Annotated in this window: 13 protein-coding genes; 6 read left to right on the top strand and 7 right to left on the bottom strand. The window is 71.6% G+C overall.

The window, feature by feature from the left end:
* The 3 genes from ABZ845_RS14820 to ABZ845_RS14830 form a co-directional block, all read right to left on the bottom strand.
* The coding region (locus ABZ845_RS14820) for a HAMP domain-containing protein (protein ID WP_360978359.1) at positions 1-1,007 on the bottom strand (1,007 nt) is incomplete at its 3' end.
* Positions 1,008-1,219: 212 nt separating this feature from the next.
* The gene (locus ABZ845_RS14825) at positions 1,220-1,852 is read right to left on the bottom strand and encodes a multicopper oxidase domain-containing protein (RefSeq protein WP_360978362.1); all 633 of its coding nucleotides are present in this window, start codon (positions 1,850-1,852) and stop codon (positions 1,220-1,222) included.
* Positions 1,853-2,403: 551 nt separating this feature from the next.
* Positions 2,404-3,063 carry a hypothetical protein gene (locus tag ABZ845_RS14830; protein WP_360978365.1) on the bottom strand — a complete coding sequence of 220 codons (660 nt, stop codon included), beginning with the start codon at positions 3,061-3,063 and terminating at the stop codon, positions 2,404-2,406.
* A gap of 206 nt (positions 3,064-3,269) precedes the next feature.
* Between ABZ845_RS14830 and ABZ845_RS14835 the strand changes: the two genes are divergently transcribed.
* Positions 3,270-4,577: an MFS transporter gene (locus tag ABZ845_RS14835; RefSeq protein WP_360978368.1), complete on the top strand. Its 1,308-nt coding sequence runs from the start codon at positions 3,270-3,272 to the stop codon at positions 4,575-4,577.
* Between the two features lie 89 nt (positions 4,578-4,666).
* Here ABZ845_RS14835 and ABZ845_RS14840 read toward each other — a convergent pair whose 3' ends face one another.
* A complete protein-coding gene (locus ABZ845_RS14840) occupies positions 4,667-7,540 on the bottom strand; it encodes a glycoside hydrolase family 2 TIM barrel-domain containing protein (RefSeq protein WP_360978371.1) in 2,874 nt (957 codons plus the stop codon).
* Positions 7,509-8,783, bottom strand: a complete 1,275-nt coding sequence (locus ABZ845_RS14845; RefSeq protein WP_360978617.1) for an ROK family protein — start codon at positions 8,781-8,783, stop codon at positions 7,509-7,511. Before ABZ845_RS14845 ends, ABZ845_RS14840 begins: the two co-directional genes overlap by 32 nt.
* Before the next feature lie 147 nt (positions 8,784-8,930).
* Between ABZ845_RS14845 and ABZ845_RS14850 the strand changes: the two genes are divergently transcribed.
* The gene (locus ABZ845_RS14850) at positions 8,931-9,464 is read left to right on the top strand and encodes a GNAT family protein (RefSeq protein WP_360978374.1); all 534 of its coding nucleotides are present in this window, start codon (positions 8,931-8,933) and stop codon (positions 9,462-9,464) included.
* A gap of 28 nt (positions 9,465-9,492) precedes the next feature.
* On the opposite strand, the gene ABZ845_RS14855 is transcribed toward ABZ845_RS14850, so the two are convergent.
* Positions 9,493-10,740 carry a D-arabinono-1,4-lactone oxidase gene (locus tag ABZ845_RS14855; protein WP_360978377.1) on the bottom strand — a complete coding sequence of 416 codons (1,248 nt, stop codon included), beginning with the start codon at positions 10,738-10,740 and terminating at the stop codon, positions 9,493-9,495.
* 179 nt (positions 10,741-10,919) lie between these two features.
* Between ABZ845_RS14855 and ABZ845_RS14860 the strand changes: the two genes are divergently transcribed.
* On the top strand, positions 10,920-12,263 hold the full coding sequence (locus ABZ845_RS14860) for a radical SAM protein (protein WP_360978380.1): 1,344 nt from the start codon (positions 10,920-10,922) through the stop codon (positions 12,261-12,263).
* Between the two features lie 399 nt (positions 12,264-12,662).
* Here ABZ845_RS14860 and ABZ845_RS14865 read toward each other — a convergent pair whose 3' ends face one another.
* Positions 12,663-13,526: a GNAT family N-acetyltransferase gene (locus ABZ845_RS14865; protein ID WP_360978383.1), complete on the bottom strand. Its 864-nt coding sequence runs from the start codon at positions 13,524-13,526 to the stop codon at positions 12,663-12,665.
* A gap of 297 nt (positions 13,527-13,823) precedes the next feature.
* Between ABZ845_RS14865 and ABZ845_RS14870 the strand changes: the two genes are divergently transcribed.
* The 3 genes from ABZ845_RS14870 (at position 13,824) to ABZ845_RS14880 (ending at position 17,199) form a co-directional block, all read left to right on the top strand.
* The gene (locus tag ABZ845_RS14870) at positions 13,824-14,210 is read left to right on the top strand and encodes a phosphopantetheine-binding protein (protein WP_360978386.1); all 387 of its coding nucleotides are present in this window, start codon (positions 13,824-13,826) and stop codon (positions 14,208-14,210) included.
* A gap of 263 nt (positions 14,211-14,473) precedes the next feature.
* A complete protein-coding gene (gene rsgA, locus ABZ845_RS14875; protein ID WP_360978389.1) occupies positions 14,474-15,577 on the top strand; it encodes a ribosome small subunit-dependent GTPase A in 1,104 nt (367 codons plus the stop codon).
* A 152-nt stretch (positions 15,578-15,729) separates the two neighbouring features.
* Positions 15,730-17,199 carry an AlkA N-terminal domain-containing protein gene (locus ABZ845_RS14880; RefSeq protein WP_360978620.1) on the top strand — a complete coding sequence of 490 codons (1,470 nt, stop codon included), beginning with the start codon at positions 15,730-15,732 and terminating at the stop codon, positions 17,197-17,199.
* Position 17,200 lies beyond the last annotated feature (1 nt).

A 17,200-nucleotide genomic window follows, 5' to 3' on the forward strand; every position in this document is an offset into this window, starting at 1 on the left:
GAGAGCTGGTCGACCATCGTGTTGATGGTGTTCTTGAGTTCGAGGATCTCGCCGCGGGCGTCGACGGTGATCTTCTGGGAGAGGTCGCCCTGGGCGACCGCGGTGGCCACCTGGGCGACATTGCGGACCTGGGCGGTGAGGTTGCCCGCCATGAAGTTGACGGAATCCGTGAGGTCGCGCCAGGTGCCCTTCACGCCCTTGACGTCCGCCTGCCCGCCGAGCTTCCCCTCGGTGCCGACCTCGCGGGCGACGCGGGTGACTTCGTCGGCGAAGGCGGAGAGCTGGTCGACCATCGTGTTGATGGTGTTCTTGAGTTCGAGGATCTCGCCGCGGGCGTCGACGGTGATCTTCTGGGAGAGGTCGCCCTGGGCCACCGCGGTCGTCACCTGGGCGACATTGCGGACCTGGGCGGTGAGGTTGCCCGCCATGAAGTTGACCGAGTCGGTCAGATCGCGCCAGACACCGCCGACACCGGGCACCTGGGCCTGACCGCCGAGCCTCCCCTCGCTGCCGACCTCACGGGCGACGCGGGTGACCTCGTCGGCGAAGGCGGAGAGCTGGTCGACCATCGTGTTGACGGTCTCCTTCAGCTGGAGGATCTCGCCACGCGCCGGCACGTCGATCTTCTGCGACAGATCGCCCTTGGCCACCGCCGTCGCGACCTGCGCGATGTCACGCACCTGGGTGGTCAGGTTGCCGGCCATGGCGTTGACGGAATCGGTCAGATCGGCCCAGGTGCCGGAGACTCCCGGCACCTCCGCCTGACCGCCCAGCGTCCCCTCGGTGCCCACCTCGCGGGCGACCCGGGTCACCTCGGAGGTGAACACGGACAACTGGTCCACCATGCCGTTGAAGACGGTGGCGATGTCCCCGAGCAGGCCCTCCCCGTCTGCCGGAAGCCGCGTGCCGAAGTCGCCGTCGCGCACGGCGGTCAGCCCGGCCAGCAGCTGCCGCAGCTCCTGCTCGCGCGGCGCCCGCTGGGCGGACCCGGTCGTCCTGGTCGTCATGCGCACCCTCGTTCCGCTCCCCAGGGAGTCCTCGCGGCGAGGACTCGGAACCGCGCCGGGCCCGCGAACGGTCCCGCCCATCACCCGGCGTTTGCGCAGTTCACGGTTTCACCGGATGAGAAAATACGTCGCAGACTAACTCAGTTGTCGTGCGGCAACCAATTGTTCGCGTAAAGAGCCCGCTGCCCTGCGGCAGGTGTGGGAAGCGCGAGTCATTCCGTGACGAAGTCGGCCATCATGGCCATGTCCTCGTGCTCGAGGTTGTGGCAGTGCAGCATGAACCTCCCCGCGTAGTCGGTGAACCGTGTGACGATCTCGACGGATTCGGCGGGCCGCGGATCCACGGTGTCCTTCCAGCCCGCGTCGTACGGCCCCGGCGCCCTGCCGTTGCGCCCGGTCACCTGGAAGTGGTCGAGATGAAGGTGGACGGGGTGGTGGAAGTCCGTGACGAACCGCCACACCCCGGTAGTGCCGAGGCGGACGGTGGCCGGCGGCCTGCCGGGCTCGTAGGGGCGGCCGTTGATGGTCCATCCGTTCGGTCCGTTCCTGCGCTGGAAGAGGAAGGTCCGGGTCGCGGCGGCCCGTTCGGGCCGTGGCGCGGGTATTCGGGAGAGCAGGGGCGGTATGTGTGAGTCGTCGGAGGGCTGCTGTGCGGCGGGGGAGACGCCGAAGCGCATGACGGCGCCCGTGCCGCCGCTGCCCAGCCGGTTGACCAGCCGCACCTGGGTGCCGGGCCGGTAGCGGGAAAAGTCCACGACGACGTCGAAGCGTTCGGCGGGGGCGATGTCCAGCGCGTCGTGGGCGACGGGCGGTTCCAGCAGACCGCCGTCGCCGCCGATCTGCACAAGGCCCCCCGCCGCCCGGCGGCGGGGGGGGGGCGAGCGCCAGACGGTAACGGCGGGCGTTGGACGCGTTGAGCAGGCGCAGGCGGTAGCGCAGCCGCCGGGTCTCCAGGACCGGCCAGGGCGCCCCGTTGACGAGGACGACATCGCCGAGGACACCGTCCATGTACGCGTCGGTGACGCCGGGCGTGCCCTGGGCGGCGTCGAGGGCGCTTTGTCGCGGGGCCGGACGCCGGCCTCGGGTGAGCGCGGCGCCGGTTCGCGCAGGCGCCTCGGGCGCCGTTGCCGCGTGCGGAGTGACCACGCGCACACGTCCGTTGGCGACGCTGCGGTCTACACGGGTCTGGTGCCCGACGCGCTGTTGACGCAAGATCTGACTACGGAGGGTTCTTCCACATCAACCGTGGCCCCTCTTCCGGGAGTCGCGCGTGCCCGGCACGCCGGTCCTGGCCACCAGCCCCTGGGGCGTCCCGACCGGAACCGGGGCGCCCCAGGCCCCTGCCCAGCCGCGCGCTTCCTCTTTCCCGGTCCACGGGCGTGCGCCGCGTGGGCGGTCAGGGCCGCGGCCGTCCGGGCCCGTGCGGTCGCGACGACGTGCCCCGCTCGAAGCAGGCCGCCCCGAGTCCCGACAACGAGTCGTCCGCGAGGTCGGTGTCGAACAGCCCGCAACGGGTCCCGCATGTGCACCGGGAGACGCCCGCCCTGAAGACTCCGCTGTTGTCGCCGTAGCGATCGTCGTCCACCGCCAGATACAGCTCCCCGTCGCCCGGCAGCACCGTCGGCCCCGCGCCGATGTACCGCCACGGCCCGTCTCCGACCCGGCCCATCAGCGACCAGCGCGGCACGCCCGCCAGCGGGAAGCGCGTCCCGGCGAGCGTCGCGGTGTCACCGTCGGGACCGACATCGGTGCGGATTCCGGAGCCGATGACGCCCGCCGCCGTCACCTGCACCGCCCGCCGTACACACACACCGGAGTCGACCGGTCGTGTCGCGCCGGGGAACCGGGCGGGGCCGGTGGTCGCCGGCACCTCGACCTTGGTTCCGCGCGGCGGCCGTTGCCCGACGAGGCACCGCGGTGCGGCGCCGCTGTGGTCCGCCTCCGCGGCGGCGCCCGGGCCCAGCCCGCCGACGAGTGCCATCACGGCGGCCACGCACACCCACCAGCGGCCGGCCGGCGCGCCCGTGAGCGCCTTGAACTGTGTCGGTGCCTTCATGTGCCCAGTAGCGCATGAGGCAGCGGAAGGGAGACCCGCATGGCTTGGCACAGGACCGGTGAACCAGCCGAACGGCGCAGTCCCGGGTCCGAGTCTCACGCCTTTCCGGGCCCTCTCGCCGGACGGCCACCGCAAAACCCTTCGCGTGAGGCCGCCCCGCCCTCGTACGTTGGCGCACCTCGGCCATAGGCGTGGGAGGCGAACTGGTGCGGGACAAGCGCACATCCGGGTGGGGCCCGGACTTCGGGATCTTCTGGACCGCGCAGACCCTTTCGGTGCTCGGTGATTCCTTCGCGCTGATCGCGCTGCCGCTGCTGGTGCTGGAGGCGACCGGGTCCATCGCCCGGATGGGACTGCTGACCGCGGTCGGCGGGGCGGCGGCCGTACTCGCCGGAGTCTTCGCCGGGGCCCTGGTGGACCGGGTGGACCGCAGGAGACTGCTGATCACCTGCGACCTGGTGCGGATGGCGCTCTACGGGCTGATTCCGCTGGTCTGGCTCGCCGGGCCGCGCATCTGGCTGCTGTACACGGTCCTGCCCCTGTGCGAGGCCGTAGGCATGGTGTTCTCCGTCGCGTACGTCACCGCGGTGCGCGCCCTGGTCGGCACCGAGCGGATCACCGCGGCCAACGGCCGGCTGAACGCGACCGCCGCGGCGGCGGGGGTGGCCGGTCCGGTGTGCGCGGGGTTCGTCGCGGCCGTGACGGGCTCGGCCGCAGCAGTCGCGGCCGACGCGGCGAGCTTCGGTGTGTCGGCGCTGTGCCTCGGATTCCTTCGGTTCGCGCCTGCCACGCGCTCCGGCCTTCCGGCGGCGGACGATACGGGGTCCGCCGGCTCTACGGGGTCGACCAGCTCTACGGGCTCTACGGGCTCTACGGGCTCAACGGCGTTCACCGGCCTGTGGCGTGATCTGCTGGCCGGGGCGCACTTCTTGCGGCGTCACCCGGTGCTGCGCGCGGTGACCGCGCTGCTGGCCGTGTTCAGCTTCCTCGAACTGGGCCTGAACGACATGCTCATCTACCACCTCAAACACGACCTCGGGCAGAGCGACGGCACGGTCGGCACCGTCCTCGCCGTCGGCACGCTGGGCAGCATCGCCGGAGCCCTGCCGGCGGCCCGGATGCGACACGGCCTCGGCTTCGGCCCCACCTGGATCGGCGCGGTCGCCGTCTGCGGCTGCGCGATGGCCGGCATCGGCTGGGCCCTGGACGTACCGGAGGTCGCGTTCCTGACCGCTCTGTTCCTCGGGAGCGCCGGCCTCGCGGGCACCTGTTCCATGTCCCTGCGCCAGCAGGTGACCCCCGAGCACCTGCTGGGCCGGGTCACCTCCGCGTTCTGGACGATCCACTACGCGGCGGCCCCGGTCGGCGCGGCCGTGGTCACCTCGGCGGCCCAGCACCACGGAACGGCCGCGGTGGGCGCGGTGGCGGGCGCGTGCACCCTGGGCGTCGCGCTCCTGGCCCTGCTCACACCGGTGCGCACCCGCCACCCCGAATCGGCCACCGAGGCCGCCTAGGGCCTCTCGTCCGGGTCAGACCGGGCTCGCGGGCTCCCTGATCCGGCCTGATCCAGACGAAAGACCCTGGGACGACCCCGGCGGCCGGTTCAGCGGACCGGGGAGAAGATGAACGAGAACTCCGCCGGCTCTGCCCGCAGGAAGTACCGCGGAAGCGGGCCGGGGCCGCACGACTGCGAGCCGATGCCGTGCTGGCCGTGGTCGAGGTTGACCCATACCGTGTCGCCGGGCGTGAGATCGGTGAGGTGACGGGCGGCGTCCAGCTGCTCGTTCGTCCAGCGCCGCGCGCTGAACCAGAACTCCGGGTCGCCCTCGATCCGCAGACCTCCGATCTCCGCCCAGCGGACGTCGGCGCGGGCGCCGTTCTCCTGAGGCCGCACATACGGCGTCTGCATCCCGTCGACCGTGGACTCCCAACGCCCCACCTCGGACGCGGACCTGGTGTCCGGGTACGCCTCACCGGGCCCGCCACCGAACCACCGCGCACGGTCCGCGTCACCCGGCAGCCCGAACCGGATCCCGAGCCGCGGCAGCGGCACCGCCCAGTGGCCCTCCGGCCGCACGGACACGCTCAGCCCCAGCCGGTCGCCGTCGGACGTCCAGCGATACACCGTGGCGAGACCCAGGTCCCGGCCCGCGGGTGCCACCCAGGTCCGCACGGTCAGCGCGTCGTCGCCCGCCGCCACCGCGTCCAGGCGGTGCCGCATCCGGTGCAGCCCGAGCCCGCGCCACAGCATTCCGTGGCGTGCGTCTCCCTGCCAGGCCGCGCCGTCGTCGTTGTCCGTGGGCGCCCGCCACACGTCAAGGCGCAGACCGGCCACCTCCACCGCGCCGATGGACCGCAGCGCACCCGTGCGGGCGTCGAAGACGGCAGGACCGACGGTGATACGGCCGTCGGCGAGCACCGGAGTACGTCTCGCGACGACGTACGGCACCGTCCGTGCCATGACGGGGAACTGACCCCACGCCACCTGATGCCCCCTCGGCCCCCACGCGGTGTCGGAAGCCAGCAGCGCCCGTACCGTCCACTGCGCCTCCCCGGCCGGCGCGTCCGGCGGGTCCGGCAGCTTCACCTCGGCCGACTCGCCCGGCCCCAGGGCGGGCACCGGCAGCGTGCCGGAGCCGAGCGACTCGCCGTCGACCTGGAAGGACCACTCGAACGTGAGGGCGGACAGGTCCGCGAAGTCGTAAGCGTTCCTGATCCTGACGGTCCCGGAGGAGCAGCCCTCGGACTCGATACGGACCGGCTCGATCACCTTCTTGTACTCGATCAGGCCCGGTGACGGCCGCCGGTCTGGGAAGAGCAGCCCGTCGCACACGAAGTTGCCGTCGTGCAGCTCCTCCCCGAAGTCCCCGCCGTAGGCGAACCCGTACCGCTCGTCCTTGAGGCCGTGGTCGATCCACTCCCAGATGAAGCCGCCCTGGAGCCGGTCATAGGTCTCGAAGAGCCTCTGATAGTCGGCGATGCCACCAGGGCCATTGCCCATGGCGTGCCCGTACTCGCAGAGGATGAACGGGAGTTCGCGGCGCCTGCGGGTCCCGCCGTCCAGTCCGCGGCCGATCGCGGCGACCTCGTCGTGGAAGGCGTACATCCGTGAGTAGACATCCGTGTCACGACAGGTGGCGTCCCCCTCGTAGTGCACGAGGCGCGAGGTGTCCCGGCCGTGGATCCACTCGGACATCGCCGTCAGCCCCCGCCCGGTGCCCGCCTCGTTGCCGAGGGACCAGATGACGACGCTGGGGTGGTTCTTGTCGCGCTCGACCATGCGGGCGGCGCGGTCGAGGAGCGCCGGGGTCCATCGGCCGTCGTCCACCGGGTTGTCCCGCCATGCCTGCTCCACGAAGCCGTGGGTCTCCAGATCGCACTCGTCGATCACCCAAAGGCCCAGCTCGTCGCACAGGGCGAGGAACGCCGGGTGCGGTGGACAGTGCGAGGTGCGCACGGCGTTGATGTTGTGCCGTTTCATCAGCAGGACGTCCTCGCGCATGGTCTCCGGGCCGAGGGCGCGGCCCTTCTCCGGATGCCACTCGTGCCGGTTGACCCCCTTGAAGAGGACCGGCCTCCCATTGACCTTGATCAGCCCGTCCGCGAGCGCGACGGTGCGGAAGCCGATCCGCAGGGGCACGCGCTCGCCCTCGGTGGCCAGCACCCCGTCGTACAGCCTCGGTGTCTCGGCGCTCCAGGGCTCGACGGGCACGGTCACGGAGTCACCGGTGGCGACATCGATGTCCAGCGCCGGCACGAGGACCCGCCCGGCCACGTCCGAGTCCACCTTCAGCGTGCCCTCGCCCGTCACATGGTCGTAGGACGAGTGCACGAAGAAATCCTGGACGCCGCCGTCCGGACGGTGCAGGAGCGTGACGTCCCGGAAGACGCCCGGCAGCCACCACTGGTCCTGGTCCTCCAGGTACGAGCCCGCCGACCACTGGTGCACCCGCACCGCGAGCACATTGCCGCCCCGCTGGAGCAGATGGCCGACCGCGAACTCGTGCGGCAGCCGTGAGCCCTTGAACTCGCCCAGCTCCGCGCCGTTCAGCCAGACGCGGGCGCAGGACTCGACGCCGTCGAACCGCAGCACGGCTGCGCCGTCCGAGGGCCAGTCGGCCGGCAGGTCGAAGGGGCGCAGATGGTCACCCGTCGGGTTCTCGGTCGGGACGCGGGGCGGGTCGACCGGGAAGGGGTAGAGGTGGTTGGTGTAGACCGGGGAGCCATGGCCCTGTAGGACCCAGTGGCCGGGCACCGCGATCCGGGCCCAGCCTTCCGCGTCGAATCCGGGCCGGGCGAAGGAGTCGTCCTCCGCGTCGGCGGTCGCCGAGAACCTGAAGCGCCAGTCGCCGTTCAGGGAAAGGGACCTGGCGTCCGAGGCCGGGTACCAGGCGCGGGGCGGCAGGGCCCCGCGGCCCGGAGAGACGTCCTCCACGTAGTCGATGTCAACTGCCTTGCGGGTGCTGGGATTGGTCATCGGTCTCCGTCTCCTGGCCGGCGGCTGCGGTGCGTTCGGTACTTCTCTGTCCCGCGGTTCGGAGCGCGCCTTCGAGGGCGAAGGTCGCCGCCCCGAGACACACCGGGTCGGTGGGGATGGGGGACAGGACGATCTCGGCGGCGGCGAACGGCCACCGCAGCGCGCGCCGGCCCACGGCCGCGCGCACCTCGTCCAGCAGTGGCCCGCCGAGCGTGGCCGCCACCCAGCTGCTGAGCACGACCACCTCGGGGTTGAGGAGATTGACGAGGCCGGCGATGCCCGCGCCCAGATACCGGGCTGTGTCCCGGAGTACCTCCAGCGCGACCGGGTCCCCCTCGGCGACCCCGCGGGCGAGGGCGTCGATGGTGGCGGTCTGGTCCTCCGGGTGCAGCAGGGGACTGCGGGGACTCAGCTCCCGCAGGGTGCGCATGATGCCGGGCGCTCCGGTGTACGTCTCCACACAGCCGAGGTTGCCGCAGTGGCACGGGCGGCCGTCCAGGACCAGCGTCGTATGGCCCCACTCACCGGCGCTGTCGCTGACCCCGCGGTGCGGGCCGCCGCCCAGGACGAGCCCGGCGCCGACACCCGTACCCAGGTTGACGACCACGGCGTCCCCGCGCCCGCGAGCGGCGCCGCGCCACAGCTCCGCGACCGCGCAGGCGCGCAACGGATTGTCCAGGTACAGGGGAAGAGGGCGGTCGATACGCGCGGCGAGCAGGGAGAACAGCGGCACGTCGTGCCAGCCCCAGTTCGGGGCGTACGCGCACACTCCGCGCTCGCGGTCGATCTGCCCGGGCATGCTGACGCCGACGCCCAGGACCCGGTCGTCCGTCACGCGTCCCCGCTCGGCCACCGAGCCGACCGCCGCGGCCACGAGGGCGACGACCCGCTCCGGATGCCCATCGCCGGGCCGTATGGCCATGTCCGCGCGGGCGAGCACGTTCAGCGAAAGGTCGAACAGTTCGGCGCGTACGTAGGTCTCCGCGATGTCCACGCCGATCAGCGCGCCGCCCCGCGCGTCCACGGCGACCAGACCGCGCGGCCGGCCTCCCGCCGATTCCTCGAACCCGACCTCGGTGACCATACGGAGGCCGAGCAGCTCACCGACGAGGGTGGCGACGGTGGCCAGACTGAGCCCGGTGACGGCGGCGAGCTCCTGCCGGGAGGTGGGTGACGCGGCGATGATCCGGCGCAGCACCTCGTAACGGTTGGCGGTGCGGATGTCACGCGAGGTTCGCTTCACCGGCACGGTCCCTCGATCCCTCCGGCCCGGCCGGGCCGGACCCTTCGGCGCGGCGTGAGCGTACGACGGGGCGGGACTTTCAACAAGGGGTTAGGAAAGGGGTTGTACGAAGTGGGGCACCGGCGTCCACGCCCTAGGATCACCGGAATGACTGACGATCCCGTGATACTGCGCGCGGTGTGCGAGGACGATCTGCCGCTCCTCGAAAGGTTCCTGACGGACCCTGAGGCGACCGGGCCCTTCCAGTGGACGGGATGGTCGGATCCGGGACGCTGGCGGCGGCGCTGGGCTCAGGACGGTCTGCTGGGCGACGAGGGCGGCCATCTGATGGTGGTGACCGGCGCCGAGCGGCTCGGATTCGTGGCATGGCGGAAGGTGGTGACCTCCCGGAGTTCCCACTGCTGGAACATCGGGGCCCAGTTGCTGCCGGAGTGCCGGGGCCGTGGTGTCGGCACACAGGCCCAGCGGCTGCTGGTGCGGTACCTGTTCGCGCACACACCCGTGGTGAGGCTGGAGGCGGACACCGAGGCCGGGAACATCGCCGAGCAGCGTGCCCTGGAGAAGTCCGGCTTCACCCGCGAGGGCGTGCTGCGCAGCATGGTGTTCCGGGACGGGCGGTGGCGGGATGTCGTGCGCTACAGCGTGCTGCGCGACGAGACCGTCAGGGACGAGGCGCCTTGAGGGCCCCGCGCGGGACGTGGCGACGTCCTCAGGCCGGACCCAGTGCGTCACGCACGAAAGCGTTCTGGAAGGTGCCCGCCGGGTCCAGCTCCGCCGAGAGCGCCGTGAAGTCGTCGAGCCGTGCGTAGCGTTCGCGGAGCACCCGCGCGGGCACCGCGAACACCTTGCCCCAGTGCGGCCGGGCGCCGAAGACGTCCAGCGCCTTCTCGACGTGCCGCACCACGGGGAGGACGGCCGAGGTGTCCTCGACCCAGGTGAAGTGCAGCGCCACGCTGTCCCGCTCGTAGGAGGGGCTCAGCCACTGCGCGTCGGCGGCGACCGTGCGTACCTCACAGGTCTGGAGCACGGGAGCCACCGTCGTACGGATCGCGTCGAGCGCGTGCAGGGCCTCCAGGGCGTACGGACGAGGCAGCAGATACTCCGACTGGAGCTCGGCGCCGCTGCTCGGGAGGAACTCCGCCCGGAAGTGCGGGAGCCGTTCGTGCCAGGGGCCGGGGACCCCGAGCTGCCGGGTGCAGTGGACGGCGGGCATGCCGGGCACGGGATGCAGAGCCCCACTGGCCGGCGCGGCCCAGGGAAAGTCCGGCAGCGGCTGGTCGGTGCGCCGCTTCAGCCACACCTGGCGGAATCCCGGGGCGCGCCAGTCGGTGAACAGGCTGACGCTGTACGCCGACGCCGCTACGGCCTCGAAGTCCAGACCTTCCAGGGGAAGCTCCGTGAAGACATGCTGCTCGACCTCGTAACCGGGCTCCAGGCCGAGGGTCAGCGCGGTGACCACGCCGAGTGCGCCGAGCGAGGTCACGGCGCCCCCGAACCGGCTGTCGTCCCGGCCGATCCGCACCACGGACCCGTCCGCCGTGATCAGCTCCACCTCCCTGACGGCCGAGGCGAGCGGACCATTGGCGACCCCCGAGCCGTGGGTCCCGGTCGCCACGGAGCCCGCGACCGAGATGTGCGGCAGGGAGGCCATGTTGTGCAGTGCCAGCCCGTGCGCGTGCACCACCCGGGCGAGCCCGGCGTACCGCACGCCCCCGCCGACGCGCACCGTACGGGCCGCGGTGTCCACGTCCACCTCGGCAGGCAGGCCTTCCAGTGACAGCAGGAGCCCACCCGCGCCCGGGTCGGCGATCTTGTTGAAGGAGTGCCCACTGCCCAGTACTCGTACATGTGCGTGATCCGCGACGAGCGAGCGCAGCGCGTCGAGCGAGCGCGGACGGTGCGGTGTCCCGGCGGCGTAGACGATGTTCCCCGCCCAGTTGGTGACCGTGTCCGTCATCCCTGCCGTCCCTCCTCTCAGAGCGCCGATCGCACGACCGGCGGCCGCCGCCGGGTGCCGGGGCGCCCGGACCGCGGGACCATCCTGCACACGCCGTGTGGGGACCCGGCACGTCCGGCGCGCAGGCGGGGGCATAACGTGAGGAGCCGAGCACGCACGCAGGGAGCGAGGAGAACAGGATGGGTGGCAGTCGCACCGCGCTGGTGGAGGACCTGATGCAGCGGTTCCCGCACGTACCGCGGGAGGCCGTCTTCAAGGAGGACCTGCTGCGGGGCGGTGTCGCCTTCGACCAGTCCGCGCTCAGCGACAACGAGGACGGGGACGTCAAGCCGAAGTCGTACTTCATCTTCTCCTTCGACCACGGCACCCTGCCCGAACTGGGCGAGGCGGCGCTGCGGCGTCCCCCCGAGGAGATCATCCTCACCGGTGGCCCGTACGACCTGCGCCGCACGGTCGTCTCCGTACGGGTCAATCCGGCCTCGCCGTACCGCGTGGCCGCCGACGAGGAAGGGCTGCTCGGGCTGTACCTCGACGGGGGCCGGATCGCGGACGTGGGCGTGCCGCCCATGCCCGAGTACTACCGTCACACCCTCTCCAACGGGAAGTCCGTGATGGAGGTGGCCCCCACCATCCAGTGGGGCTATCTGATCTACCTCACCGTCTTCCGCGTATGCCAGTACTTCGGCGCCAAGGAGGAGTGCCAGTACTGCGACATCAACCACAACTGGCGCCAGCACAAGGCGGCGGGGCGGCCCTACACCGGGGTGAAGGACGTCGAGGAGGTCCTCGAGGCCCTGGAGATCATCGACCGCTACGACACGGCCAAGGCGTCCACCGCGTACACGCTCACCGGCGGCGCGATCACCAAGACGGTCGCCGGACGGGACGAGGCCGACTTCTACGGCCACTACGCCAAGGCCATCGAGGACCGCTTCCCCGGCCGCTGGATCGGCAAGGTCGTCGCCCAGGCGCTGCCGAAGGACGACGTACAGCGGTTCAAGGACTACGGCGTGCAGATCTACCACCCCAACTTCGAGGTGTGGGACCGGCGCCTGTTCGAGCTGTACTGCCCCGGCAAGGAGCGCTACGTCGGCCGTGACGAATGGCACCGGCGCATCCTCGACTCGGCCGATGTCTTCGGCGCGCGCAATGTGATCCCCAACTTCGTGGCGGGCGTCGAGATGGCCGAGCCCTTCGGCTTCACCACGGTCGACGAGGCCATCGCGTCCACCACCGAGGGCCTGCGGTTCTTCATGTCGCACGGCATCACGCCCCGCTTCACCACCTGGTGCCCGGAGCCGACGACCCCGCTCGGCAAGGCCAATCCGCAGGGCGCGCCGCTGGAGTACCACATCCGCCTGCTGGAGGCCTACCGCGCCACCATGGACGACTTCGGCCTCTCCTCACCCCCCGGCTACGGCCCGCCCGGCCCCGGCCACGCGGTCTTCTCGGTCAGCTCCTTCATGGACAGCCTGCCCGCCGTTGAAGACGCGGAGGGTGCGGAGACGCCTTCCCACGCCTGACCTCATCCCGTGGCCGCCGGCCGCCGACGGCGGCCGGCTCGCGGGGGCGCGGGACGACCCGGACACTCGCCCGGGAGCGCCGGCTCGAACAGCACACCACGGCGCACCGCTTCGGTGGTCGTGGCCGAAACCCATCCATGACCTGAACGCCCTGCGCCCCTGCGGCGGCACGACAACACGCCAGTCGTCGATCCGCCCCCTGGCTCCGGGGCCCACCTGCGGACGGTCAAAGACTCGGCACCGGGCATGCGCCTCTCGGCGGATCCGTCGATGGCCCTCGATATGTGGCCTGAACTGCGGCAGTTCAGGATCGTTTCTGCGGGCGGTTCAGGGTCGCTGTGCGACGGCTGTTCGTCACCGATGCCGCAGCCGGCCTTGCCGATTGAGTCCGTCGCGCCGTCAGTCCTGCCCGGGCTCGGCGGCGTGGACGGTGCCCACCGCGGTGAAACCGGCGCGTTCGTAGACCCGGACGACGTCGGCATCCTGCGCGGAGAGCACGGCCGTCTCGACGCCCGCGCCGTGGGCATGCTGTGCGAGCCGCGCGCTCAACGCCGCAGCGATGCCCCGGCGCCGGGCGCTCGGCAGAGTGGCCACCGCGAGTACCTCGGCCGTCGGTCCCATCGGCTGATAGGACCCGGCGGCGACCACGCCTTCGTCCGCCGTCTCGGCGACCACGGTGACCGTCAGCCCGCTGCGGGCCCGGTAGCGCAGGTGTTCGGCCATCTCGGGGGAGATCCGGGCCAGCGCTGCATCCCGCTCGACCACGCCGGGTTCGCCGACCGCGGTACCACCGAAGCCGAACGACACCTCGGCGATGGCGCGGCCGGCCAGCAGCGCGTCGTCGTCGGGTTCCACCACTCGCAAGGTGACGCCGGGTACGGCCTGGGCACGCACCTGATCGGCGGTGGCGGCCATGAGCGCGTGCTCCTCGCAGGACAGCCCGTACGCCCGTGCCGCCTCCCGCAGTTCGGGCCGGACCTCATGGACCCACTCGACGGACAGGTCCACGCCGTGCTTCCGGCAAGCCGCGGCCAGGAGTTCCAGGTCCGTGCTCTCGATGGGGAGGTCGCCGTGAAGCGAGGGGCGCGCGTAATAGCTCCAGGGCGTGCGGCTGACGAAGAGCGTGAAGGCTCCGACCTCCACGGCGTCGGCGTCCGGACGCGGTGCGGCGTCGAAGTAGCGGTCGATCGTGGCGACCAGGCCGCTCGTCAGCTGTGCACCACCGGTAGAGGTCTCCGAGTGTTCGGAAAATTCAAGTGTCACGGTGGTCGTTATATCGCATGATCTATGCATAAGTCACCCAAGTGGTCGGTCGATTCCAGCCATGTCGAAGCGGCCGTAGCCGGACGTAAGAGCCGTCGATAGTCCATGACAAAGCCCTGAGGGGCGGAAGGGGTTGTTCTGTGAGCGGGATTTCTGGTGCTCCCGACACGTCCATCACGTCAATGGGAGATCCAGCAGAAAACGGAGAAAAGCCTCCCGGCGACGCCGGAACCATATCCTTCGCCCCCCAGCAGGAACAGCTCTACGTGGGGGAGTTGGTCAGCCCGGGAAGACCCGGTGGGGGCGTACGAGAAGGTGCGAGCCGGACTCGGCGTCAAAGACGCCGCCGAAGTCGTTGGTGCGCCAGGCACCGATGGATCCGGACCCGACGAGGACAGGACGACACCCGACTCGTCTTTTGAGCGGATACTCACAAAACTCTGGGCCGAAGCGCTGGCGTGCCCGCGCGTAGACGCCCAGGCCGACCTGTTCGACCTGGGCCTCGAGTCCCGAATCGCGCTCGCGGTCAGCGCGCGACTGTCGGAGGTCTTCCGTATCCCGGTTCCGGTCAGAGTGATGTTCGACCGTCCGGTCATCTCGGAGCAAGCCTCTTGGCCGGCCGAGCAGGACGCCTCCGCCGCTCACTCGCTCGCCGCGATCGCTCAGCTCTCCGGCTCGTCCTGAAGTCGCTTCGCGGTCGGCGCACGGGGCAGTAATTCAGTGGTGCTCACCCGAGTGCTGTTCTAAGCTGATCACTGCTTCGCGCGGCGACTGTTGATCGTCGTCATGTGCTGTTCGAGGAACGGGAGGTGTGACCGATGGCTGTCTCTGTGATGGGCGTTGCCCGCAACCAGAAGTGCATCCACTCCACCCCCGTGGCCACCGGCTGACACCTCATCCACCGGCGCGTGCGCGCCCGCCGGGGCCACCCTTGTGAAGGGTTCCCCTTGACTCACACATCTGCTTTCCCCACGTCCTCCGCTCTCGTCCCCTACGGCTGGGACGACGCGTGGGCGCGGGAGTTCGCCCCGTACGAGGCCGAAGGGCTGATCGCCGGACGCGTCGTCCGGGTCGACCGCGGCCAGTGCGATGTCGTCACCGCCGACGGCACACTGCGCGCCGACACCGCGTTCGTCACCCCGCACGACCCGCTGCGGGTCGTGTGCACCGGCGACTGGGTCGCCGTCGACCCCGCGGGCGGCAGCCCCCGCTATGTGCGGGCGTATCTGCCGCGCCGTACCGCGTTCGTTCGCTCCACCTCCTCCAAGCGGTCCGAGGGGCAGATCCTCGCCGCCAATGTCGACCACGCGGTCGTCGCCGTGTCCCTCGCAGTGGAACTGGACCTCGGCCGCATCGAACGGTTCCTGGCACTCGCCTGGGAGTCCGGGGCGCAGCCCGTCGTGGTGCTGACGAAGGCCGACCTGGTGACGGACGCCACGACGCTCGCGCACCTCGTCCGGGATGTGGAGACTTCCGCGCCCGGAGTGCCCGTGCTGCCGGTCAGCTCGCAGCAGGGCGACGGACTCGACGTCCTCACGGCGATCCTCTCCGGCGGCACCTCCGTGCTGCTCGGTCAGTCCGGCGCGGGGAAGTCCACTCTCGCGAACGTCCTGCTCGGCCAGGACGTGATGGAGGTGCAGGCCACCCGGGACATGGACGGCAAGGGCCGGCACACCACGACCACCCGCAATCTGCTCGCCCTGCCGGGCGGCGGCGTCCTCATCGACACGCCCGGCCTGCGCGGGGTGGGCCTGTGGGACGCCGAGGCCGGGGTGGGCCAGGTGTTCTCGGAGATCGAGGACCTGGCCCGGGAATGCCGCTTCCACGACTGCGCGCACGAGGCGGAGCCGGGCTGCGCGGTGCTCCAGGCGCTCGAGGACGGGGGCCTGCCCGAGCGCCGCTTGGACAGCTACCGCAAACTGCTGCGCGAGAACGAATGGATCGTCGCCAAGACGGACGCACGGCTGCGGCAGGACCGGCTGCGGGAGTGGAAGCGCAAGGGCGCGCAGGGCCGGGCCGCCATGGAGGCGAAGCGGGGGCGGTGGGCTTAGGGTCTTTCGTTCGGATCAGGCCGGATCAGGCGCGGTGCCAGGGCCCGCGAACCCGGTCTGATCCAAACGAGAGGCCCTGAGGCCGACGGGGGCTCCCTCCGGGAGCACCGGGCGGTGGTGTGCGCAGCGTCATGTCCGATTTCCGCCAGTCCATGTCCCGCTCCTGGCGGAGACTGGAAGGCGTGACTGAGGAAGACACCAGGTACGAGGCGGTGCGCAGCCGCGACGCCCGGTTCGACGGCGATTTCTTCTTCGCCGTCGAGACGACCGGGATCTACTGCCGCCCCAGCTGTCCCGCGGTGACTCCCAAACGGCGCAACGTGCGCTTCTATCCGACGGCCGCCGCCGCGCAGAGCGCCGGGTTCCGGGCCTGCCGGCGGTGCCGGCCGGACGCCGTGCCCGGCTCCGCGCAGTGGAATGTGCGCGCGGACGTCGTGGGGCGAGCCATGCGTCTGATCAAGGACGGTGTGGTCGACCGCGAGGGAGTCGGCGGGCTCGCCCTGCGCCTCGGCTACAGCACCCGGCAGGTGCAGCGGCAGCTCACCGTCGAGGTGGGCGCCGGGCCCGTGGCGCTCGCCAGGGCGCAGCGCGCGCACACCGCCCGCGTTCTGCTGCAGACCACCGATCTGCCGGTCACGGAGATCGCCTTCGCCGCCGGGTTCGCCAGCGTGCGGCAGTTCAACGACACGATCAGGGCGGTGTACACCTCCACCCCGAGCGAGCTGCGCGACGCCGCACCCCGAGGCGGACCCGCCGTCCGCCGCGGGGCCGCCGCGTCCGCCGGGATCCCGCTGCGGCTCGCCCACCGGGGCCCCTACCGGTCCACGGCGCTGTTCGACGTGCTCGCCCATGAGGCGGTCGAGGGCGTCGAGGAGGTCGAGGGGGCCCGCGGGTGCCGCACCTACCGGCGCACGCTCCGGCTGCCGTACGGCACCGCCGTCGTCGCCGTCGACGAGCGAACCGGCCGCCCGGCCTCCCGCGGTGCGGCGGGGGAGAGGGCCGGCGGGCACACCGGCGGCTGGCTGGAGGTCCGGCTCCACCTCACCGACCCGCGCGACCTCACCACCGCGGTGCAGCGGCTGCGCCGGCTTCTCGACCTCGACGCGGACCCGTACGCGGTGGACGAGCGGCTCGCCGCCGACCCCCGGCTCGCCCCGCTGGTGGCCGCCCGGCCGGGGCTGCGCTCCCCGGGTGCGGCCGACCCCGAGGAGTACGCGGTACGCGCACTCGTCGGGCGCGGCCGGGCCGGGGAGCTCGTCCGCCGCCATGGGAAGGCGCTCGACGCGCCGTACGGCAGCCTCACCCATGTCTTCCCGGGACCGGACACGCTCGCCGGGGCCGGGCTGGACGGCACCGTGGCCGCGCTGGCCCGTGCCCTGGCGGAGGGCAGCCTGCGCCTCGACCCCGGCGCCGACCGCGACGAAGCCCATGCCGCACTGCTCGGGCTGCCGGACATGGATCCGCGTACCGCCGCCGACATCCGCGTCCGCGCCCTCGGCGATCCCGATGTGGCGCCGCCGGGCGAGGACGTCCCCGACGCCTGGCGCCCCTGGCGGTCGTACGCACTTCAGCACCTTCGGACGGCCGACGAGCCTGTACCGGACGAACAGGAAGAACACTGAT

Source organism: Streptomyces sp. NPDC047022 (assembly GCF_040644155.1).
Classification (GTDB): Bacteria; Actinomycetota; Actinomycetes; order Streptomycetales; family Streptomycetaceae; genus Streptomyces.